Origin of the sequence: Paenibacillus sp. GbtcB18 (assembly GCF_019091125.1) — a bacterium.
GTDB lineage: Bacteria > Bacillota > Bacilli > Paenibacillales > NBRC-103111 > Paenibacillus_F > Paenibacillus_F chitinolyticus.
This window is the reverse complement of record NZ_JAGXJX010000001.1, coordinates 186,956-208,625: the sequence shown is the minus strand read 5'-3', so window position 1 is coordinate 208,625 and position 21,670 is coordinate 186,956. Positions and strand designations below refer to the sequence as shown.

Below are 21,670 nucleotides of genomic sequence, written 5' to 3'. Positions count from 1 at the left end.
TGAACGACTCAGCAGGCTTTCCGCCTTTTGCATGTAATCTTGATCTTGCAGAGTTCGGGCCGAAACCGCCCGAAGCCTTTTACGGTTCGTCGGCTCTTCCATCCCCTCTTCGTCGTTAAGGACGCTGCGGGGATTATACGGGCTATGCGCGGCTTAACATGCTTTGCACGGCAGGACGATCGTAAACGTCGTCCCCTGCCCGAGCTTGCTGCGCATCGTGATCGTCCCCTGATGGGCGTCCACGATGTTCTTGACGATGGCCAGTCCGAGGCCCGTGCCGCCTGTCGCTCCCCGTGTCCGGGCTTTGTCCGCTTTATAGAAGCGCTCGAACACGTAAGGGACATCTTCGGCCGGAATCCCCTGGCCTTCGTCCGTCACTTCCAGCTTGCAGCCGGGAGAAGACTTGTACGCGTAAGGCTCCGCCTTAATCGTAATCGTCTTCCCGCCCGGCGTGTGCCGGAAGGCGTTGTCGAGCAGGTTGGTCAGCACCTGCTCCAGCCGGTCCTCATCCGCCGTACAAACCAGCTCCTCTTGCGGGAGCTCGAAATTCAGGCGGATGTCTTTCTCTCTCGCCAGGACCGTAAATTTGCGGTGCATCCGTTTCACGAGCCCGCCTATATCGGTCCTGTTAAGGTTCATCTCGAGATGCCCCGCTTCCATCCGGGCCAGATCGAGAAGATCCCGGACGAGGCGGCCCATCCGCAGCGCCTCGTCATAGATCACCTGAGCGAGCTCCTTGCGCTCCTCGGGAGAGCCGGCGATGTCGTCAAGCAGCGCCTCGCTGTAGCCCTGCACCATCGACAACGGCGTGCGCAGTTCGTGCGAAACGTTCGCGACGAAGTCCTTGCGCAGCTTGTCGAGCCGGAACTCCTCCGTCACGTCGCGGAGTACGGCGACGGCGCCGCGAACGCCGTCGCGCGAAAGCAGCGGCGTCATCGCGACCGACCAGACCTCGTTCTCGACGTGAAGCTTGTCGGTCTGCTCCCTCGCCTCCGTCACCACCTGGTGGAACATGGGCTGCAGCGGAGCGGGAATATGCCGCTCAAGCGGCAGAGGAAGCGCGGCGGGAACGCCGCCGTTGACGGGCGGCCCGTCCGGGTTCCAGGAGAGTTCTTCCCACTCCTGGATGATTTTGTCCCCCTGCGGGTTCGTCACAATGACTTTGCCGCCGGCATCGAACGTCATGACCGCGTCGGTCATGCTCCTCAGAACACTCGAAAGATTCTCTTTCTCGTGCCGCAGGGCTTTCACATTCTCCTGGAGTTCTTCTCCCATCACATTGAACGATTTCGCAAGCTCCCCGATCTCATCGGAAGAGAGAATCGGAACCTTCGTGCCGTATTCTCCTCGGGAGATTCTGCCCGCAGCGTCTTTGAGCTGAAGCAGCGGACGCGTGATCCGGTAGAACAGGAAGAACGCGAATACCGTCGTCATCAGAAATCCGATAATCGAAACGATCACGAACAGCCGGAATACGTCCCACTGGGTCGCTTCCAGGGATTTCAGGGATTGATACAGGACAATAGCACCTTCCGTATCTTTGGCCCCTCCGTCCGGCGTGTGATAGAGCGGCACGGCCACGGCGATATAATCGTTGCGCTGGTTGATTTTACCCTGCTTGTTGTAGGGAATCCGCTTTTCCAGCATTTGGCCATTCAAGACGGTTTTCAGCTCCGCGTCCGAAAAAAAGTCGGCCGTTTTGAACCGGAGCAGCTCCTGGTTTTTGCCCTCGACCGACGGATTCAATTCTTTCAGATCTTTATCCAGCGCAATCATGCGCGCATCCTGAAGTTCCAAGAGCTGATTGGCCATCTTGTAAAACTCTTCGTCCCGCAGATGAAGAGCGGCTCCGTTCGAATAATCGCCCGCAAGCTGTTTCAAATTGTGAACCTGATCCTCGGACTGGGAAAAATACTGTTCCAGCGACTGCACGAGAAACACGCCGAGGGTGATCAGAATAACCGCCACAAGACCGATAATGGTCAGCCACAGCTTGCCGACTACACTGCGCAGGCTAAACACGTTACTTCGGCACCTCTAGCTTGTAGCCTACGCCCCAGACCGTCGTAATCATCGCAGCCGCTTCTGGCGATACTTTGTTGAGCTTTTCGCGCAATCTTTTTACATGGGTATCGACCGTGCGCAAGTCCCCGAAAAATTCGTAATTCCAGACATCTTTGAGCAGCTCTTCCCGCGAAAAGACCTTATCGGGCGATACGGCCAGATAATGGAGCAGTTCATACTCTTTGGGCGTCAGGGCGACTTCCTGGCCGCCTGCCGTTACACGGTGAGCATCGTGCTCGATAACCAGGTGCGGAAATACGATGTTGTTGCTCGAATTCGCATCCTTGGACAGAAAAGCCGTTGCGGACGAACGCCGCAGGATCGCCTTGACCCGGTAAATCACCTCGCGCGGACTGAACGGCTTCACGACGTAATCGTCGGCACCGACTTCGAACCCGTGTACGCGGTTCGTTTCTTCGCCTTTCGCGGTCAGCATGATCACCGGCGTGGACTTCACTTGGCGCAAGCGAGCGCAAACTTCCGTCCCGTCAATCCCCGGCAGCATCAGATCGAGCAGAATCAGATCGAAATCGCGCTCGGTCGCCAGCGTCAGGGCCGTTTCGCCGTCTTCGGCTTCCTCGATGCCGTAACCCTCTTTCTCCAGGTACATCCGAAGCAGACGTCTGATCCGTTCTTCATCGTCTACAACCAGAATATTCAATCTCTGTTCCATGACGTTCACAATCCCTTCCGTCCGTAAACGATTGTAATAAATGATTTGCTAAAATTATACACCCGAATAGGAGTGCAGGCCAGCGATGACCAAGTTTACCCCGACCAGCGTAAACATAACCACGATAAAACCGATTACGGCCAGCCAAGCGGAACGTTTGCCCTGCCAGCCGCGGGAAAGGCGAAGATGCAGGAATACCGCGTAGAAGAGCCAGACGATCAGGGCCCATACTTCCTTGGGATCCCAGCCCCAGAACCGCCCCCACGCTTTATGGGCCCAGATCATCGCGAAGATGAGGGCTCCGAGCGTGAAAATCGGATAGCCGATAGCGATGGAACGGTATCCGATCTCGTCGAGGTCCTCCGGGTCCATGCCTTTCATAATAGGTGAGATCGCCTGCCCGATCGGCTTGCGCAGGATCAGTCTGAGCAGCGCATACAGAAGGACGCCGAGCAGAACTGTCCAGATTACCGTATTGAACTTCCTGCCGGCATTTTCACCGCTCATCCAGGAAGGCGCCGTGAAGAGCGGCTTATCCATGCCGAGGAAGGTATCCATGGATTCGAGTGTCGTCTGGTATGGTGCCACGATAGGCGGCAGCACGTAAGTGACGGTCTGGCTTACTTTTTGCTGGGTGCCGTCTTTGGCCACGATTTGTTCCTTGATGAACTTAGCTTCGTAGCCTGCGGCATTGAACGTAAATACGGAAGCGATAAAAGCGATCAGCATAAAAATAATGAGCAGGGTGAATTCCACCCCTCTTTGTTCCTTGCGGTCGGAGGCCGTTTTACCCTGAAAGTTCACCGTCCGGATCAAGTACATTAAACCCGCGGCAAAGCCTACGGCGAAAAACGCTTCACCCGCGGCCGCGGTCGTTACGTGGATTTTAAGCCAGTAGCTCTGCAGCGCCGGGATCAGCGGCTGGACTTCGTTCGGGAAGACGGCCGCATACGCGATGATGAGCACGACGACCGGCAGAGCAAATACCCCGAGAACCGGGGTACGATAGATTGCGTATACGATAATAAAGGCAATCATGATCATCATACCGAGCATCGTCATAAATTCGAACATGTTGCTGGTCGGAATGTGTCCGCCCCCGTACCAGCGGGTGAAGAAATAAAGAAGCTGGGATACAAGGCCCAAAACGGACAGGCCGTAAGCGGCTCTGCCCCATTTGCGCGCATGAACTTCGGGATCCCGGTTGCTCCATGTTTTGCCGGCGATTGAAAGTACAAACACCAGAAAAGCCACACAGTAGATAACAAATGAAACCAGCAGCGCGTTCCCGCTGAAATTTAACCAATTCATGTAGCTTTTCCTCCTTTTTCAAGCGTTTTCTGATCCACGGTAATGCCTGTTTTGTTTAGTGAGGCCGCTACTTCCTTGCGGACGCCGAACCAGTTCTTGTTCGTGTGTGCGCCGAGTACGAGCCGTCCGTCGTCGATCCGGAGCCACACTCGGCGATGCTGCCAGTAGAAGCCCATGATGAGGCCGATCATTCCGATCGCGGCCCCGATCCAGATATAGGGAAGCGCACGGTCCGTCCGTATATTCAGGTAAGAGGTAAAGGAGGAAAACGTGACGTTTTCCATCGATCCGACAGATAAGTCGAATTTGGCGCCTATTGATCCGTTAATTTCGTCCTGACGGAACTCCTGCTTGTCTATTTGTCTCGGGAAATAGATGTAAGGCTCACCGTTTGGAGAAAGCCCCGGCCCCGTAATCTGAAAAATAAATGCAGGCGCTTTCGCTTCATTCGATTTCGTAATAGGCTCCCCTTTGTCGTCCAGGCCGAATTCCGGGAAATATCCCTTCAGCGACAGCTTGTAAGGGCCCGCCTGGTACGTATCTTGAGGATCCTTCATCGGAAGCTCGAAGCTTCCGTAAGATTCGCCCGTCTGTTTGTTGGTCAGCGTAGGCTTGACCGAAATAAGCAGCGGATCTTGCTTGTAATCGTATTGAAAAGCGAGAAGGCCTTTGTAATCGAGCGGTTCGTTCACGATAATTTTTTGCCTGTGCACTTCTTGCAGCTCCGGTTTTTTGCCGGGAGTGTCGCAGTCCGCTTTACAAGTGTAGATCACGGCTTCGGTTTCATAAATTTTCGGAACGGCCCGGTCCCTTTTTTTAAACTCTTCGGTCATTTCTTCCGGCTTGTAAAAATCGATGGTGAACTTCTCATTCTTGATATAGAGCGACGTATCGGGAATTTTCTTGATTTCCCCTTCGCGAAGCCCCATATATTCATCCATCTGCCAGCCCGGGAAGCTGCGCATCAGTACGGCCAGCAGAAAAATAATGAGGCCGATATGAAGCACGTAAGGTCCCCAGCGGCTGAACCGGTACTTCTCGGCAAGAAGCGCGGCTCCGTCCGTATGTACGCGGTAATGTTTTTTGCGGAGCTGGATGGCCATTTGCTCGGTCCACTCTTCTTCGCTGACTCCTTCCGGAATGCGCCCGTCGTAAGCGACCTTCTGGCGGAGCAGGAAGCTGTGGTGTTTCTGGATCTTCTGCTTGGAAAGAGCCCGGTACAGCGGAAGAACACGGTCCAGGCTGCAGATGACCAGCGAGGCCCCGATCATCAGAATCAGCAGCTTAAACCACCATGATTCGTACGTGTGGGATAAGCCCAGCAAATAATATACATGCCCCAGTGTTCCGTATGTATCCTTGTAGTAGGTGGCAGGGTTAACCTGAATAAAATTGCTTTCCTGCGGATATATGGTGCCAAGCGAAGAACCGATCAAGGTCAGGACGATAATCGTCACGGCCACCTTCACCGATGAAAAGAAATTCCAGACCCGGTCCAGCCAGGACGGATTTTCCCGCTGGGATCGACGCGCGACCCCATCATATTTCATTTCCAGCGGTTCGCTCGAAAACGCTTCTTCGGTCAGCGGCTTGCCGCACGATTCGCAGAGCAGAGTCCCTACATGGTTCTGGTGCCCGCAATCGCACTTCGTGTTCTGAAACACGCCGCATTCCCCCTCTATGCTGTTGAAATGGCTACCTTATTGGCCGCCGCCGGTACCGTCTGTCAGCTTTTTCAGCGTGTCAGCGATAAAAGCCTCGTCCATCTCGCCTTTGTGAATCTTCATGACCGTCCCGTCGGGTTTGACGAAGAACGTCGTCGGATATTCCACGACCCCGTACTGCTTCCGCACTTTCTCCTCGTTATCGAGCAGGATCGGCAGATTCAAATTGTACTGGTCCACGAAATTTTGAACCGTCACGCGGCTCGTGTCCAAGTTGACCTCCAAGAACTCCACGTTCTTGTCTTTCCAAATGTCGTACTGCTTCTGCAGGGCCGGCATTTCTTTCTTGCAGGGAGGACAGAAGGTTCCCCAGAAATTAATCAGGACGCCTTTGCCTTTGTAGTCGGAAAGCTTGTAGGACTTGTTATCGAGTCCGGTAAGTGTAAAGTCCGGCGCTTTGGATCCCTCGACCGGATATTTTTTATCGTCGGCGGATGTTAGGTTGTTGACGATTGTAAATACACCGATGATAAGAACAATGCCTAAAATGATAATTTGAACCCATTTTTTGTTCTTTTTCATAATGAGCACCCTCAAAAATAAGACATAACTATCCTCATTATAACGAAAAAAAAGGCCAAGCTTAGCGGCCTTTTTGAATTTTATGTGACTGCAAGGCCGCATCGCGCAGGCTGTTAATTTCGTCATTGCGCAGGACTCTGTACTTTGCTCTCGGAAGACCGGCAAGCAGTAAAGGGCCGTATTGTACCCGTCTTAATTTGACCACCGGAAAAGACACGGCGTCGAACATTCTTCTCACCTGACGGTTCCGGCCTTCGTAAATGGTAATGGAAATCACGCTCTCATTCTGCTCAGGGCGCACATCGACGTATTCGACCTCGGCGGGAGCAGTCATGCCGTCCTCCAGCTCAATACCGGCTCTCAATCGGTCGAGAACAGAACCGTGCACGACACCCTTGACGGTCGCATGGTACGTCTTGGCCACATGATGCCTCGGATGCATCATCAGATTGGCGAATTCCCCGTCGTTCGTCAAAATCAGCAGACCTTCCGTATCGTAATCAAGACGGCCGACCGGATAGACGCGCTCCTTGATCCCCGGCAGGTAATCGGTTACGACTTTGCGGCCCTTCGGGTCCGCAGCGCTCGTAATCACGCCTTTGGGCTTGTTCAGCATCACGTACACTTTCGTCTGCTGCTTAATGGCCCGTCCGTCTACCATTATCAAATCCTCAGCGGGATTCACTTTCACGCCAAGCTGCGTGACGACTTCTTCATTCACGCTCACACGGCCGGCCAGGATCAGCTCCTCGCTCTTCCTGCGGGAAGCTATACCCGCCTCGGCCAGCACTTTCTGCAGTCTCTCCATCCTCAACGTTCACCTCAAAGCTAATGATAACCATCCTTGCGTGAAATCACAAGTTCTCTCCCGGCGAATCCGCAAATGTTTTTTTCAGGGAATACGGGGTTGAAGCCTCCCTTCCCTCTTTCATGGACGGGCGCTGACGGATAAGAGTGCGGCATCGGGCGGTAGTACCGGCGTCGTGAGTTTGGAAGGTCCTTCTGCTAATCGTTCCCTTAAGAGGAGGAAAATAATCATTTTTTTGCCAAAATAAAGGCCGGACCGAACGTTTTCCCCGGAAAACGAAGAAGCCGCCCCGTCCGGGCGGTCTTCAGGTTGCGAACACGAGCAGACATATGATGATGGAAGCGATGAACCCGACGACATCGGAGATCAGGCCGACTTTGAGCGCGTAGCCGGCTTTCCGGATGCCGATAGCCCCGAAGTACACCGTTATGACGTACAGCGTCGTATCCGTGCTGCCCTGGACCGTTGAAGCGATCCGGCCGACGAGCGAATCCGGTCCGAACTGGGCGATCAGATCGGTCGTAAAGGCAAGGGATCCCGCGCCCGTGATAGGACGCAGGACAGCCAGCGGGAGCACCTCGGGCGGAATGCCGAGAGCCTGGAACAGCGGCTTCAGCCAGCCGAGGGTCAGTTCGAGCGCCCCCGATGCCCGGAACACGCTGATCGCGACCATCATGCCGACGAGATGAGGGATGATTTTAACCGCCGTATCGAAGCCCTCCTTGGCGCCGTCGGTGAACGATTCGTACACGGGCACTTTCCGGTAGGCGGCGTACAGCGGAATGAAGACGATCATGACCGGGATCGCCCACGCCGAGAGCACGTTAACCCATTCGTACATCAGCGGCTCACCCTTTCACTGCGGGGTTCGCCGGCAGCCTGCGCCTGTACCATCGGTCGACGATGATCGCGGCCGCCGTGGACACGATCGTAGCCAGCAGAGTCGTCCCGACGATTTCCGACGGATTCATGGAATTGTAATTCATCCGGATGGCGATCAAGGTCGTCGGAATGAGCGTGATGCTGGCCGTATTCAGCGCCAGGAGCGTACACATGGCGGGACTGGCCGTATCCTTATGGGGATTCAGCTTCTGCAGCTCCTGCATCGCCTTAATTCCCATCGGAGTAGCGGCATTGCCGAGCCCCAGGATGTTCGCGCTCATGTTGGACATGATGTACCCCAGCGCAGGATGATCCTTCGGAATGCTGGGAAACAGGAAGCGGACGACCGGACGAAGCAGGACCGCCAGCTTGGACAGCAGGCCGGCATCCTCGGCGATCCTCATCATGCCGAGCCAGAAGACCAGCACGCTGATCAGGCCGAAGCAGACCGTCACGCCGCTTTTGGCGCCGTCGAAAGCCGCCTGCGTTACGGCTTCTACGTTGCCCTGGACTGCGGCAACCGCAAAGCCGGTTACGATGAAAAACAACCAGATCCAATTCACCATCGTGCGTTCCTCCTTTCCTGTACTTGTTTACACGCCGGGTGAAAGCATCGCCCGGATGGCTTTGCGAAGCGAGAGACTCCATGCGTTCCATGCGGTTACATCCGCATCGGTAGCCTGAAAGCCGAACGCCGCCTTGTCCGCCGCTTTCAGCCTTGGGCTTGCCGGGTCCACCAGGGGCACGGTCCCGATCAGGCGGTCATCCAGCTTAAGCCGAAGAGCCCCTTTTTCGCCGAGACGCGCGTCCAGCGATTCCAGCGGAAACGACTCCGGTTCGGAGGTGACGCGGTCTTTCTCCTCGGAGAGCAGCGGGTACGAGAACTCTCTCTCCGCCACATAAGGCGTCCCTTCCACCGCCTGGCCTTTTTTCAGCAGAGGAACCAGCGGGTAATGCTCATACCCCCATCGCAGCAGCCGGGTGTGGTCCGCCCAGTCATCGCCGTCGTTTAAGGTCACGACGACCAACTGCTGGCCGTTCCGAGTGGCCGAAGAAACGAGACAGCGCTTGGCCAGCTTCGTATAGCCGGTTTTAACCCCGTCGGCCCCGTCGAAAAGGCCCAGCATTTTGTTTTTGTTAAACCAGGTGTATTCCCACGATTCGTTCGGGTTCGGCACTTTGATCATTTTCGTCTGGACAATTTCCTGGAAAGTCGGATTTTTCAGGCTGTAAGCCGCCAGCTTCGCCAAATCGTTGGCGCTGGAATAATGTTCGGCACTCTCGTCCAGTCCCGACGGGTTCGTGAAATTCGAGTGATCGAGACCGATCTGTTCGGCTTTCCGGTTCATCATTACGGCAAAACCTTCCACGCTGCCGCCTACATGCTCGGCTATGGCCGTCGCCGCATCGTTGCCGGAGCGGAGCATCAGCCCATAGAGCATATGCTTCAGGCTCATTTCCTGCCCCGCCTTCAGGTACAAGGACGAGCCTTCCTTTCCGGCGGCGCGGGTGCTCACTTTAACAATGTCCGTCAGCTTGCTCTCCTCGATGGCCACGATCGCCGTCATGATTTTAGTCAGGCTCGCTATCCTCATCGGCCGGTCTCCCCGCTTCGAGTAAAGAACTCTGCCCGATTTCACGTCGACGAGGGCCGCGGCCTCCGCATTCGTTCCTATCGTCGGGGGTTCCGCCGCCAAGGCCGCTGTGCCCAGCACGTTCAGCATGCACAAAAACGCCAGCATACCGGATACCCACATCCGCTTGCTCATATGCCCTTCCTCCCATTGCCCCTCGCACCCGGGTCAAGACTTGTCTTCCCTACAGGGAACTTTGTACAAGTATATGCTTGACCCGCCCGCTTATGACCCGCTTGTCTGACCGCGGACAGTTCTTTACAAACTCCCTGTTCTCCGGTATACTTCTTTAGGATTGTTTAAGAAACGGCCTAGAACACCAAGCAACTGAATACGGAGATTACCGGAGGAGCCTGTCACCACAGGCTCCTTTTTGCGTTTTTTTCCTCTGCGTCCGTTTGGCGGGCCAGCCGTGCAGCACTCTGTATGCCCCTGAACACGCAGACGCGGAAAACGCTTGAAAGCCGCTAACAAGGCCTCTAACAAAAAGGAGAGATCACCCTATGAGTCAAGTCTGGATCGCACTTATCGTTTTTCTGGCAACGTACGCCGTCATCATTTCGGAGAAGAAAAACCGCGCCGTCGTCGCCCTACTCGGGGCCGCTATCATGGTCATCTTGGGTATCGTAGACGTCCATAAGGTGTACACGGAGTACATCGAATGGGGTACCATCGCTCTATTGGTGGGCATGATGATTCTTGTCGGCATTACCAACAAAACCGGCGTGTTCCAGTATGTAGCCGTACGCGCGGCAAAATTGGCCAAGGGAGACCCGATGCGCATTCTCATCTTCTTATCCCTTCTGACCGCAACCGGTTCGGCCATGCTCGATAACGTAACGACCGTGCTTCTGGTCGTACCGGTCACGCTGTCAATCACCCGGATGCTGAACATTAACCCGGTGCCTTTTCTCATCTCCGAGATCATCGCTTCCAATATCGGTGGAACCGCTACTCTGATCGGAGATCCGCCCAACATTATGATCGGGTCCGCCAATCCGCATCTTACGTTTAACGCATTTCTGAGCAATCTTGCGCCGGTGACCGTTCTCATCCTCATCGCAACGCTGGCGATGCTGCGCATCATCTATAGAAAGCAGCTTAAAACCAGTCCCGAGCACAAAGAAAAACTGATGAAACTGGACGAAAAAGCCTATATACAAGATCCCGTCCTTATGAAAAAATCGCTGATTATTCTCGGGCTGACCATTATCGGATTCGTGCTTCATTCCGTCATTCATGTGGAAGCGGCCGTCGTAGCCATCACGGGCGCCGTGCTTCTCATGCTTTTCGGATTAAAGGAAAAAGAGGTCGAAGAGGCGTTCGATTCCGTGGAATGGGTCACTATTTTCTTCTTTGCCGGTTTGTTTGCCCTGGTCGGAGCCTTGCAGGAAGTCGGCATCATCAAAAGTCTGGCTCAGCAGGTGCTGACCGTTACGGGAGGAGACGTGAAGCTCGCGGCACCGCTCATTTTGTGGGGATCGGGGATAGCGTCCGCCACCATCGACAACATCCCTTTCGTCGCCACCATGATTCCTCTTATTAAAGATATGGCCGTGAACATGCAGCTTCCCGCCGATTCCATGGAGATCAACACGCTCTGGTGGTCTCTGGCCCTGGGAGCATGTCTTGGAGGCAACGGGACTCTGATCGGCGCTTCCGCCAATGTCATTGTAGCGGGCATTGCCGCTAAAGAAGGCAAAGGATTCAGCTATTGGGAGTTTTTTAAAATCGGAGCGCCCGTTACCCTCGTTTCGCTGGTTATTTCGCAGTTGTATCTCTATTTCCGCTACATGATTTTCCTGCCCTGACAGCGGAAATCCGTCACACCTGCCAAAACGGCCAAAAAGCCCGAAATCGGTTTTATCCGATTCCGGGCTTTTTCGCATGACGGGAGAGGAAGTTACATTTTGATGGTGTCCGCTTCGATATTAATGTTCGAAGTACCCGAACCGCCAAGACCCGAAGCGCTGCCGCCCTGTTTGAACATAGACTGCACACGGTCCACGATTTGCGGAGCGGAATCGATGAGACGCTCAATCAGATGAGTCTGATTATCGAGCGGCACAATCTTAACGCCATGCTTGCCTACGACAAGAAACGCGATCGGGGTAATGGACACACCGCCGCCGCTTCCGCCGCCAAACGGCATTTCCACGGCCGCTTTCTCAAGTCCGCCACGGCTCCCCACTTCCGGAAGAGTTTCCGTCGTGAATTCACTGCCGCCTGCCGCAAAACCGAACCCGACTTTACTGATCGGCATAATAACGCTGCCGTCCGGTGTTTCTACCGGATCGCCGACAATGGTGTTCACATCCACCATTTGCTTGATGTTTTCCATGGCTGTTTTCATCAGCCCTTGAATCGGATGATCGGTCAATGAAGTCTCCTCCTTTGGTTCCTTCAAAGCGGAAGATCCATGCTTGAAGGAGTGTTAGGTCTGCATCCGATAGGTTACCCCGGGAACGATCTTCGTATGTAAACCGCCCTATGCCCTTGCCGTTTTTAAGTCGAGGCCGGTTCGGGCCTTTTAGCGCGCGTTCTGTCTCGGGGAATGGCTTGGCGCAGGAGCTTGAACCAGGCACGCACCCCTCCGGGCGTTCTGAAAATCTTGTAGATCAGCCTGCACCCGGAAAGACCGAGTGCCCCCGCTTTAGCCTGAATCACATACACAAATTGGATTTGAAAAGCGGTGCGGTTATACTGCGGATTCACAGCCAGTTTCGGAACGGAGGACAGCGGCACATATTTCGTCAGCAGCCCGACAACCGCCGATTTCAAAGTCCATACGGTACCGGCCAGTATAGCGGTCTGTACCGCGTCGCCGGCCCCGACTCCCGTGCTCCATTTCAGCTCCGTGCAGCGAAAGGCGCTCATGGTCTGCTTAAACCAGGCGTTTAGCCCCTGCGTGTGCCGCAGCAGATCTTTTCCTTCTCGGTAAAAAGCCTTAATATATGCTTTATCGATCCTGCTTTTGCTTTTTTTAGTGATATCCATCTTATTCTGATCGGCTTGATTGATTTTTAGCTTCAGTCCGTCAACCAGATTGTTGAACTGCATGGCCGGCACATTAAACCGATATTTAATCCAGCCGTATAACGCACGGACCTGAACGTACATTTCGTCATTTTCCCCGACCCGGTTCCAGTAAAGCGTAAGCTGAACGGAGCTGAGCATGGCCAGGACGGCCGCCAGGACCAAAACAAGCAAAATGGCGGTTATTATTCCCCCGATTAACACAAGCACCCTCCTCCGGCAAACCGACCTTCCTAGTATCACCCGCTCCATCCAGATCATTCAAATATTTTGAGAGATCCGGGCATCGGTCCAATCAAAAAAAGCGCCCCGCTTGCATACCGCAAGCCAAGACGCTTCTCTTTTGCTTATTCTTTGTCGGGTTCGTCCGGACCTTTGACAAGCCCTTCAGGCAGTTCCGGCAGTTCCGGCAGTTCCGGAAAATCCCAATCGTTCGGTTCCGATGACGCAAAGCCGTCCGGTTCCTGACTAGAGGCGGGCTTCTCACCGTCATTTTCCAAGAGCGTTAAGTCCTCCCCGTTGTCCACGGACAAACCGGCCTTCCTGGTATCCAGCCCCTCCAGCAGCTCCCGACCCAAATCTTCGAAAGTAAGCTGGTCGGTTTCTTCCCCGTTCAATTTGTCAAAAAGAAGCTTCGTCTCTTCCTCAAGATCGAAATCGCCCACAAAAGCCGGCGACTCCGGCAGATCGTCGATCGAACTGAGGCCGAAGTATTCCAGGAAAGGCTTCGACGTTCCGTATAAAATCGGCCGTCCGATCGCCTCCGCGCGCCCCGTTTCCACAATGAGCTCCTTCGCCATAAGCGTATGAAGGGCACGTTCGGATTTGACCCCGCGGATTTCCTCGATCTCCACCCGTGTGATCGGCTGTTTGTAAGCGATGATGGACAACGTTTCAAGCGCGGCCTGCGATAAAGAGGAACGGGAAGGAGAATAGGCCAGCCGTTCGAAATAAGGCGCATGTTCCGGAACCGTCGTCATCTGATAGGCACCGGCTACCCTCGTAATCTGAACTCCCCTGCCTCCGCGGCGCAGATCTTCCTGGAGCTCTTCAATAAGCTCGATGACGATGTGCGCGTCCGTCTCCAAAATATCGGCGAGCTGTTTCTTGTCCAGACCCTCGTCTCCCGCCACGAAAAGCAATCCTTCAATAATCGATTTCATCTGTTGAAAGTCCATCCGTCAACTCTCCCTCTTTGGCCTGAATGACGATGTCTTCAAACAGCCGGTGCTGAAAGCATTGAATCTTTTTCATCTTCATCAGTTCCAATATTGCCAAAAACGTGACCACGATTTCCTCGCGGCTGCACTGCTTTTCGAAAAGCTTCGAGAACAAGAGCCGTCCGCCTTTATTACGCAGAAGCTCCACAAGATCCGTGATCCGGTCCTTAACGGATATTTCGTCCCGCCGGATTTTGGTGACCTGGTTGCGGTGCACCATCTTTCGGAGCGTCCGCTGAAAGGCCAGCATCAAGTCATTGACGTCCAGCCCTTTAACGGGATTCTCCTGCACCTGGGGTACGTAGGGCGTCAAGTCCTCGGGCTCGCGCGTGAACACGAGGCTCCGCTCCACTTCCTTGTCGCGCAGCAGATCGGCAATCGCTTTGTACTTGCGGTATTCGATCAGCTTCTGCACGAGTTCGGCCCGAGGATCGAAGTCGTCCTCTTCATAATAATCGAAGTCCAGATCGAGGACGGGAGGCTTCGGCAGCAGCATTTTGCTCTTAATCGCCAGCAGCGTGGCGGCCATGACCAGAAATTCGCTCGTCACTTCCAGCTCCAGCTCATGCATAGCCTGGACATATTCCATGTACTGCTCCGTAATGTCCTTGATCGGGATATTGTAAATATCGACCTCGGACTTATCGATCAAGTGAAGCAGCAGGTCGAGCGGCCCTTCGAACGCTTCAAGTTTATACAGCATTTTCATGAATCTGCTCTCCCAAAAAAAGATCCCCGTCCTAAGTGGCCGGGGCTCCGAATCGCTTGCCAAGCGCTGTAGGGAGGCGCGAGTTCAAAAACCGCGGTCAGCCCTGCAGCTGCTTCGTAAGATTAGCCATTTCTATCGCGGTAACGGCGGCATCCCAGCCTTTGTTGCCCGCTTTCGTGCCGGCCCGTTCAACCGCCTGTTCGATGGAGTCGGTCGTCAAGACTCCGAAAATAACCGGAACACCCGTTTTTAGTGAAATGGCGGAAACGCCCTTGGCCACTTCGTTGCAAACATAATCAAAGTGAGGCGTAGAGCCGCGAATAACGGTTCCCAGCGTAATGACGGCGTCGTATTTGCCGGTTTCCGCCAGTTTTTGTGCAATCAGAGGAATTTCGAATGCGCCCGGCACCCAGGCGACTTCGACTTCGGTATCTTCCACTCCGTGGCGCTTCAGCGCGTCGAGTGCTCCGCCCAGCAGCTTGGACGTAATAAATTCATTGAAACGGCCCACAACGATACCGTATCTCTGTCCTTGGGAAATCAGATGACCTTCATAATTTTTTACCACAATAACCGACTCCTTCTAGTATACAAATTGATGACGCAGATAAAAAGAGATTTTTAGAAAAAAGCATCAGTTTGGATCAAATTGGAGCAAATGACCGAGCTTTTCCTGCTTGGTATGCAGATATCTGGCATTATCTTCATTATGCGGCATCTGGATCGCGACTCTTTCGACGACCTCCAGTCCATAGCCTTCCAAACCTTTGATCTTGCGGGGATTGTTCGTAAGCAGGCGAATCTGGCGGATTCCGAGATCTTTCAGAATCTGGGCCCCTACTCCGTAATCGCGCAGATCGGGAGCGAAACCCAGCTTCACGTTCGCTTCGACCGTATCGAGGCCTTCTTCCTGCAGGACGTAGGCCTTCAGCTTGTTGATCAGACCGATGCCGCGCCCTTCTTGGCGCATATAGAGCAGCACGCCCGCTCCCGCGTCGTTTATCTGCTGCAGAGCGGCAGCAAGCTGGGGACCGCAATCGCAGCGGTGGGAGTGGAACACATCCCCCGTCAAACACTCGGAATGTACGCGCACCAGCGTCGGGACCGAGGCGTCTATCTCCCCTTTGACAAGCGCGACATGCTCCTTCTGATCCAACTGGTTCGTATACGCGATGGCCTGGAACGTGCCGAAATCCGTCGGCAGCTTCGCTTCCACTTCGCGTTTGACCAGGTTTTCCTTTTCGCTGCGGTAATAAATAAGGTCTTTGATCGTAATGATCTTCAGCCCGTGAGTGCGGGCGACTTCCATCAGATCGGGAACCCGCGCCATCGTTCCGTCTTCCTTGATCACCTCGCAAATAACCGCCGCGGGATACGAACCGCTCATCCGGGCCAAGTCGACGGCCGCCTCCGTATGGCCCGCGCGGCGCAGGACGCCGCCTTTTTTTGCAATGAGAGGAAATATGTGCCCCGGTCTGCGGAAATGAAGCGGCTTCGCTTCGGGATCAATGAGCGCCCGGATCGTCAGGGAGCGCTCGTGGGCGGATATCCCCGTCGTCGTCTCCGCATGATCGACAGACACGGTAAAAGCCGTTCCGTGATAATCGGTGTTCCGAGATACCATGGGAGGCAGGTCCAGTTCCTGCGCCCGTTCCTCCGTGATCGGAGCGCAGACGAGTCCGCGGCCTTCCTTGATCATGAAATTGATAACCTCGGGCGTCGTTTTGTCGGCCAGGGCGATAAAATCGCCTTCGTTCTCGCGGTCCTCGTCGTCCACGACAATGATGACTTTCCCTGCGGCCAAGTCGCTGACCGCTTCTTCGATCGAATGAAACGAATAGGTTTCTCTCTCTGTCATTGTGTTCCCTCCTTCAAAAAAATATCGTCCGGCTTGCCGTCAGAAAAATCCGTTCTCCGCAAGAAACTTCTCGGTCAGCCCGCCTTGCCCGGCGCGGGAAGGAGTCCCCCCGCCCGAGCCTGCGCGGAGCAGCTTTTCTATATATTTCCCAAGCACGTCGCATTCGATATTCACGCTGTCACCAGGCTGTTTGTCCTGCAGAATCGTTTGGGACAGGGTGTGCGGAATGATCGAAACGGCAAACGCGCTGTCGGTCACGTCTATAAGCGTAAGCGAGATCCCGTCGATCGTGATGGAGCCGCCCGCGATCATGTAGCGGAGGACAGCATCGTCGTCCGGCTCCAGCCGGTAGACGACCGCATTCTCCTCGGGAGTTCTGGCCCGGATCCGGGCGGTCCCGTCCACGTGGCCCTGCACGAGATGGCCGCCGAAACGGCCGTTCGCCGGCATCGCCCGTTCCAGGTTGACGCGCGCTCCCGTCTGAAGCGAGGCCAGGTTCGTTTTACGGTACGTCTCCGGCATGACATCGACGGAAAAGGTCTCCTTGTCATAGGCGACGACGGTCAGACAGACGCCGTTGACGGCTATACTGTCGCCGAGCTTCACATCTTCCAGCACCAGGCGGGCCCCAAGGGTCAGGACCATTGCCTGGCCCTGCTTGTGTATGCGGCGCATCACGCCGATTTCTTCGATTAATCCGGTAAACATGATGAAGCCTCCTTTTCGGCGTACTGCGGGTAACCCGTGAGACAGACGTCTTCGCCGACGGTCTCGACGGTCATCCGCGCCAGCCGGATCGCCTCGCTCATGCGGCCGAATCCGGCGAACGCCGCGTTGTCCGGCGCCTCCGGCCCGCCGCCGATCCATTTCGGGGCGAAAAACAGCACCGCCTTGTCCACCAGGCGGTTCTCCAGCATCGCCCCGCTGAGCCGTCCTCCGCCTTCCAGGAGGACGGAGGGCACCTCCCGCTCGCCCAGCAGCCGCATCGCGAGCGGAAGATCGACGTGCGGGCCGCTGCCGCACGTCAGCACTTCGGCGCCGAGGGCTTCAAGCGCTTCGCGCTTGGCGGGATCGGCGCCGTCGGTGGTCAGGATGAGCGTCGGCCGCTCATCCTGCTGCCGTAGCACCCGCGCGGACAGCGGCGTCCGGAGCTGCGAATCGACTACGATTCGCAGCGGATGGAGCGCCGGCACGGACAGCCGGGTGGTCAGCTCGGGATCATCGGCAAGCACCGTGCCGATGCCGACCATGATCGCGGCGTGGCGGTGCCGCATCGCGTGGACGAGCTCGCGGGCGGGCGCGCCGGTGATCCACTTGCTGTCGCCGGTTTTGGCGGCGATCTTGCCGTCGAGCGTGCTCGCGGATTTCATCGTGACGAAGGGCAGGCGCGTCACGATGAACTTGCGGAACGCCTCGTTCAAGGCGTTCGCCTCGTCCGCGAGAAGACCGGCTTCCACGTCGATGCCCCGGCTCCGCAGTCTCGCGATTCCCGATCCCGCCACAAGCGGGTTCGGGTCTACGGATGCGACGACGACCCGGCGGATGCCGCTCTCGATGAGCCGGTCGCTGCACGGGGGCGTCTTGCCGTAATGGCTGCACGGCTCCAGCGTGACGTAAGCCGTGGCGCCTTCGGCTTCGCGGCCGGCCATCTGCAGCGCGTGCACTTCCGCGTGGCCCTCGCCCCGCTTCAGATGGGCGCCCATGCCGACAATGCGGCCGTCTTTGACGACGACGCAGCCGACGACGGGATTGATGCCCGTCTGTCCGAGCGCCGCCTGAGCCATTTGCAGCGCCAGGCGCATGTAAGTTTCGTCCTGCAGAGGGTGAAGCATGAGCGGTCTCCTTTCTTTCAGGGAAGAAGCCCAGGACAGGTTTTTCTGGTGTAGGCATCCGTAAAGCTTGCCGGCTTGGCGTCTTAGCGTCCCGGCATCTTGATGCCGCAATCGTCCTGACGTCCTTACCTCTTGGCGTTATGATGTCCGGTTATGATACCCTGTCGTCCTGCCCCAGCCGTCTTGTCGCCTGTGTCTAGTCTCTCCCGCTTCGGCCAAAATGTTGAACCTGAAAAAGCCCCTGTCCGTTTCGGACAAGGGCGGTTGGTTGGAATAGCAAGAACGCGCGTGAAGCCAGTCTGCGGGTACGGGAAAGTACCTCCGCCCCTCAATGAGGACGGATACGGGGTTCTCCGGCAGGTATGCCAAAGAAACGTGCTGCTACCGGACATTCGGATCTTGCTTGCAGAAAGGACGTTATCGGAAAATAACGGCAGTGAAAGATGCACAAACTAAGGCGGCACGGCTCGCCGTCCGGTCTCGCCTCTGCAAATGAACTTCAGAGCACAAATAAGCCGGCCAAATCAGGCCGCGTATGTACCTAAAAAAGCCCTTTCTGCGCGAATGCAGGTATAGCTGCGTATGCAGACTGAATCGTTTCGTTCTCCTTCTCCCATCCAGACTTTAACTGTCGGTCTCGGACTCTCACCAAGTCAGCCGGTTGTCCTGCGTTCGAACGCTTAAAAACAGACAAACCGGGTCACGGACTGAGCTGCAGACCGGATAACCGGTACTGCGGCAACACCGCCGGTAGGGACTTTCACCCCGCCCCGAAGGATTGATTCAATCTTATTCGATTGTTGACTGAATAGTACCACTGTCATTTCCAAATTGCAAGTATCAAATTGACTAGTCCGGTCGGAAAACAGTATAAGCAGGGTCGAATCGGGGAAAGGCTGGATAGGATCAGTCATCTGGATGTCATGCGAAACGAATGCGGAACGGGTCTTAAATAAAGGAAAGATATGTGACCCGCCTAAACGGAGATGACAGCGGAGGTACATACGGATATTCAGCCATACGGATATTCAAGCAAGTGCCGGAAAAACCCTGCGATCATCTTATACGAAAGGGAAGCGCCGAATAGATGAATAGGAATCCAGACTTTTCCCAAAAGGACCTAGAGGCTGCCAAAAATAAGGTGGCTGTCGGCCTCGCAAACCTCTATCCTTGCAAATCTGACGCGATTCCCGTTATTGTACGCGGCCATATACTCCATGAGGGATTGACAGCCAGCAAATGGGATAAAGCACGCCTCTGGGACGAACTCGATAAAGCCGGCGTAGATTCCCTGCTGGACGTTGCGTACGCGGAAATACGCCGCGATGCCCTGATCCTGAAAAGCCCCTGACCAGCCGCTTGTTAAAGCGGTTGTCCAGGGGCTTTTTGGGGGAGGCCATTAAACTTCGACGATTTCAACTTTCTCCATCGTGTCGCGGCCTTTGAATGCGTCCACGTATTCCATGCCTTTGGTTACTTTGCCGAAAACCGTGTGCTGACCGTCAAGATGCGGCTGCGGCTGGTAGCAAATGTAGAACTGGCTGCCACCTGTATTGCGGCCGGCGTGAGCCATTGCAAGGGTGCCGCGCTCATGCTTGTTCGGGTTGATTTCGCAGTCGATCGTGTATCCGGGACCGCCGGTGCCGGTGCCTTGAGGGCAGCCGCCTTGAGCTACGAAGCCCGGGATAACGCGGTGGAAATTAAGTCCGTTGTAGAAACCGGAATTAGCCAGTTTCTCGAAGTTTGCCACCGTGTTCGGGGCATCCTTTTCAAAGAGGTCGATCAGCACTTCGCCGCCGCCTGCCATTGTGATTTTCGCTTGTTTTGCCATGTGGTACACTCTCCTTTTATGTATCGGTTGCTGCTTAGATTGCGGGGTACATGATTGTGAAAGCAATCACTCTCATTGTACTCCATATTGAATGGATGTACAAATAAACAAGCCGGAGGCAGCCCTCCGGCTTGTCACCCGTTTCCGGGAGATCATTCCGAAACTCTGAAATCAGCGGACCGGCTGAATTTGTTTCATTCGTTCCGGCACGACATCGTTTCGGACCAGATCTTCGTACGTTTCCCGTTTGACCGCCATGTCGGCCATTCCGTCTTTTACGAACACGACGGCGGGTCGGCGAATCCGGTTGTAGTTGCTGGCCATGGAGTAATTGTACGCTCCCGTACTGGCAACGGCCAGTATATCTCCCGTCTGCACGAGAGGAAGCTCCACGTCCCAGATCAGCATATCGCCGCTTTCGCAGCACTTGCCCGCGATGGAGACCGTCTCCTGAGACGGTTCCGAAGCCCGGTTCGCCAGCATCGCTTCGTACTGGGACTGGTACAGGGCCGGACGGGGATTATCCGTCATGCCCCCGTCAACGGAAACATATTTGCGAACGCCGGGAATATCCTTGTGCGTTCCTACGGTGTACAAAGTCGTTCCGGCATCGCCGACGATACTCCGGCCGGGTTCGATCCAGATCTCCGGCATCGGATAAGAAACGGCCTCGAAGCGGGTTTTGACCGCTTCCGCGATCGCTTCGACATAGGTCGACATCGGCAGAGGCGTGTCGCCTTCCACATAGCGGATTCCGAAGCCGCCGCCCAGATTGATGACCGAGAAAACCACGTTCAGCTCATCCCGCACCTGCGAGGCGAACTGGGCCACCTTCTCGGCTGCCACCCGGAAACCTTCGACCTCGAAAATTTGCGATCCGATATGGGAATGAACGCCGAGCAGAAGCAGATGATTCGCCACGGCGGATTCCTGGACCGCTTGGAAAGCGGCCCCGTTCCCGAGGTCGAATCCGAACTTCGAATCGATTTGGCCGGTGGAAATATATTCGTGCGTATGGGCTTCGACGCCCGGTGTTATTCTCAGCAGAATCGGTACGCGTTTGCCTTTCGAGCCCGCAATCGCATCCAGCATGCGGAGCTCCGTGAAATTGTCGACTACGAAACAGCCGATTCCGGCGTCAAGCGCCATTTCGATCTCGGCCGGCGTTTTGTTGTTGCCGTGAAAGTGAATGCGCTCGGGAGGAAAACCCGCCTGAAGCGCCGTAAACAGCTCCCCGTCGGATACGACGTCCAAGGAAAGGCCTTCTTCGGCTATGATGCGGCACATCGCCATGACACAGAACGCTTTGCTTGCGTAAGCAACCTGAAATTTTAACCCGGACGCCTGAAAAGCATCGACAAACTCGCGGCAGCGTCTGCGAACGAGCGCCTCATCCACAACATATAACGGTGTTCCATAGCGGGCGGCCAGTTCCGTGGTATCCACACCGCCGACTTCCAAATGGCCTAGAGCATTAACTCGGCTTGTTCCATGAAGATGCATCGTCCGTTTCCCCTCTTCGTTATCCGTATCCATGACTGCTTCCGTCTTGTTTCTCCATTACAT

At 55.3% G+C, this 21,670-nt stretch carries 20 protein-coding genes, 1 pseudogene and 1 riboswitch; of the genes and pseudogenes, 2 read left to right on the top strand and 19 right to left on the bottom strand.

Going from position 1 to position 21,670, the window contains the following annotated elements:
* Nucleotides 1-153: 153 nt before the first annotated feature.
* From KVT34_RS01025 to KVT34_RS00985, 9 genes are all read right to left on the bottom strand, one after another.
* Complete coding sequence (locus tag KVT34_RS01025) at nucleotides 154-2,022, bottom strand: ATP-binding protein (RefSeq protein ID WP_217556233.1); 1,869 nt, start codon at nucleotides 2,020-2,022, stop codon at nucleotides 154-156.
* A 1-nt stretch (nucleotide 2,023) separates the two neighbouring features.
* Entirely contained in the window at nucleotides 2,024-2,737 is a 714-nt protein-coding gene (locus tag KVT34_RS01020) for a response regulator transcription factor (protein WP_016423993.1), read from the bottom strand.
* Between the two features lie 54 nt (nucleotides 2,738-2,791).
* Nucleotides 2,792-4,048 carry a c-type cytochrome biogenesis protein CcsB gene (ccsB, locus tag KVT34_RS01015; protein ID WP_217556232.1) on the bottom strand — a complete coding sequence of 419 codons (1,257 nt, stop codon included), beginning with the start codon at nucleotides 4,046-4,048 and terminating at the stop codon, nucleotides 2,792-2,794.
* Complete coding sequence (gene resB / locus KVT34_RS01010) at nucleotides 4,045-5,712, bottom strand: cytochrome c biogenesis protein ResB (RefSeq protein ID WP_217556231.1); 1,668 nt, start codon at nucleotides 5,710-5,712, stop codon at nucleotides 4,045-4,047. Before resB ends, ccsB begins: the two co-directional genes overlap by 4 nt.
* 36 nt (nucleotides 5,713-5,748) lie before the next feature.
* Nucleotides 5,749-6,294 carry a thiol-disulfide oxidoreductase ResA gene (resA, locus tag KVT34_RS01005; protein ID WP_217556230.1) on the bottom strand — a complete coding sequence of 182 codons (546 nt, stop codon included), beginning with the start codon at nucleotides 6,292-6,294 and terminating at the stop codon, nucleotides 5,749-5,751.
* Between the two features lie 61 nt (nucleotides 6,295-6,355).
* Nucleotides 6,356-7,102: a pseudouridine synthase gene (locus KVT34_RS01000; protein WP_217556229.1), complete on the bottom strand. Its 747-nt coding sequence runs from the start codon at nucleotides 7,100-7,102 to the stop codon at nucleotides 6,356-6,358.
* Between the two features lie 304 nt (nucleotides 7,103-7,406).
* Nucleotides 7,407-7,943: a spore maturation protein gene (locus KVT34_RS00995; RefSeq protein WP_217556228.1), complete on the bottom strand. Its 537-nt coding sequence runs from the start codon at nucleotides 7,941-7,943 to the stop codon at nucleotides 7,407-7,409.
* A 7-nt stretch (nucleotides 7,944-7,950) separates the two neighbouring features.
* Nucleotides 7,951-8,550 carry a nucleoside recognition domain-containing protein gene (locus KVT34_RS00990; protein WP_009674409.1) on the bottom strand — a complete coding sequence of 200 codons (600 nt, stop codon included), beginning with the start codon at nucleotides 8,548-8,550 and terminating at the stop codon, nucleotides 7,951-7,953.
* Nucleotides 8,551-8,577: 27 nt separating this feature from the next.
* Nucleotides 8,578-9,753, bottom strand: a complete 1,176-nt coding sequence (locus KVT34_RS00985; RefSeq protein ID WP_217556227.1) for a D-alanyl-D-alanine carboxypeptidase family protein — start codon at nucleotides 9,751-9,753, stop codon at nucleotides 8,578-8,580.
* Nucleotides 9,754-10,121: 368 nt separating this feature from the next.
* Here KVT34_RS00985 and KVT34_RS00980 point away from each other — a divergent pair, with 368 nt between their 5' ends.
* Nucleotides 10,122-11,429, top strand: a complete 1,308-nt coding sequence (locus KVT34_RS00980) for an ArsB/NhaD family transporter (RefSeq protein ID WP_217556226.1) — start codon at nucleotides 10,122-10,124, stop codon at nucleotides 11,427-11,429.
* Nucleotides 11,430-11,521: 92 nt separating this feature from the next.
* On the opposite strand, the gene ytfJ is transcribed toward KVT34_RS00980, so the two are convergent.
* The 8 genes and pseudogenes from ytfJ to ribD all read right to left on the bottom strand — a co-directional run bounded on the left by ytfJ (nucleotide 11,522) and on the right by ribD (nucleotide 18,273).
* Nucleotides 11,522-11,998, bottom strand: a complete 477-nt coding sequence (gene ytfJ / locus KVT34_RS00975; RefSeq protein WP_217556224.1) for a GerW family sporulation protein — start codon at nucleotides 11,996-11,998, stop codon at nucleotides 11,522-11,524.
* A gap of 125 nt (nucleotides 11,999-12,123) precedes the next feature.
* Nucleotides 12,124-12,858, bottom strand: coding sequence for a DUF2953 domain-containing protein (locus KVT34_RS00970; RefSeq protein WP_217556223.1), 735 nt, complete (start codon nucleotides 12,856-12,858; stop codon nucleotides 12,124-12,126).
* Nucleotides 12,859-13,229: 371 nt separating this feature from the next.
* Nucleotides 13,230-13,832: pseudogene (gene scpB / locus KVT34_RS00965) on the bottom strand (SMC-Scp complex subunit ScpB); the annotation flags it as partial.
* Entirely contained in the window at nucleotides 13,801-14,583 is a 783-nt protein-coding gene (locus KVT34_RS00960) for a segregation and condensation protein A (RefSeq protein WP_042228538.1), read from the bottom strand. The gene KVT34_RS00960 and the pseudogene scpB, both read right to left, overlap by 32 nt.
* 97 nt (nucleotides 14,584-14,680) lie before the next feature.
* Nucleotides 14,681-15,151: a 6,7-dimethyl-8-ribityllumazine synthase gene (ribH, locus tag KVT34_RS00955; protein WP_009674421.1), complete on the bottom strand. Its 471-nt coding sequence runs from the start codon at nucleotides 15,149-15,151 to the stop codon at nucleotides 14,681-14,683.
* A 66-nt stretch (nucleotides 15,152-15,217) separates the two neighbouring features.
* Nucleotides 15,218-16,441, bottom strand: a complete 1,224-nt coding sequence (locus KVT34_RS00950) for a bifunctional 3,4-dihydroxy-2-butanone-4-phosphate synthase/GTP cyclohydrolase II (RefSeq protein ID WP_217556221.1) — start codon at nucleotides 16,439-16,441, stop codon at nucleotides 15,218-15,220.
* 39 nt (nucleotides 16,442-16,480) lie between these two features.
* On the bottom strand, nucleotides 16,481-17,149 hold the full coding sequence (ribE, locus tag KVT34_RS00945; protein WP_217556220.1) for a riboflavin synthase: 669 nt from the start codon (nucleotides 17,147-17,149) through the stop codon (nucleotides 16,481-16,483).
* Nucleotides 17,134-18,273 (bottom strand): bifunctional diaminohydroxyphosphoribosylaminopyrimidine deaminase/5-amino-6-(5-phosphoribosylamino)uracil reductase RibD, encoded by a 1,140-nt coding sequence (gene ribD / locus KVT34_RS00940; protein ID WP_217556219.1) that lies wholly within the window; start codon nucleotides 18,271-18,273, stop codon nucleotides 17,134-17,136. The genes ribE and ribD overlap by 16 nt, the downstream gene beginning before the upstream one ends.
* A gap of 601 nt (nucleotides 18,274-18,874) precedes the next feature.
* Nucleotides 18,875-19,055: riboswitch (FMN riboswitch) on the bottom strand.
* Between the two features lie 305 nt (nucleotides 19,056-19,360).
* Here ribD and KVT34_RS00935 point away from each other — a divergent pair.
* Complete coding sequence (locus KVT34_RS00935) at nucleotides 19,361-19,624, top strand: hypothetical protein (RefSeq protein ID WP_217556218.1); 264 nt, start codon at nucleotides 19,361-19,363, stop codon at nucleotides 19,622-19,624.
* A gap of 48 nt (nucleotides 19,625-19,672) precedes the next feature.
* Here the strand turns inward: KVT34_RS00935 and KVT34_RS00930 are convergent, their stop codons facing one another.
* Together KVT34_RS00930 and lysA are read right to left on the bottom strand one after the other, a co-directional pair.
* Nucleotides 19,673-20,104: a peptidylprolyl isomerase gene (locus KVT34_RS00930; RefSeq protein ID WP_009674443.1), complete on the bottom strand. Its 432-nt coding sequence runs from the start codon at nucleotides 20,102-20,104 to the stop codon at nucleotides 19,673-19,675.
* A gap of 171 nt (nucleotides 20,105-20,275) precedes the next feature.
* Nucleotides 20,276-21,607 (bottom strand): diaminopimelate decarboxylase, encoded by a 1,332-nt coding sequence (gene lysA / locus KVT34_RS00925; RefSeq protein WP_217557209.1) that lies wholly within the window; start codon nucleotides 21,605-21,607, stop codon nucleotides 20,276-20,278.
* Nucleotides 21,608-21,670: the final 63 nt, after the last annotated feature.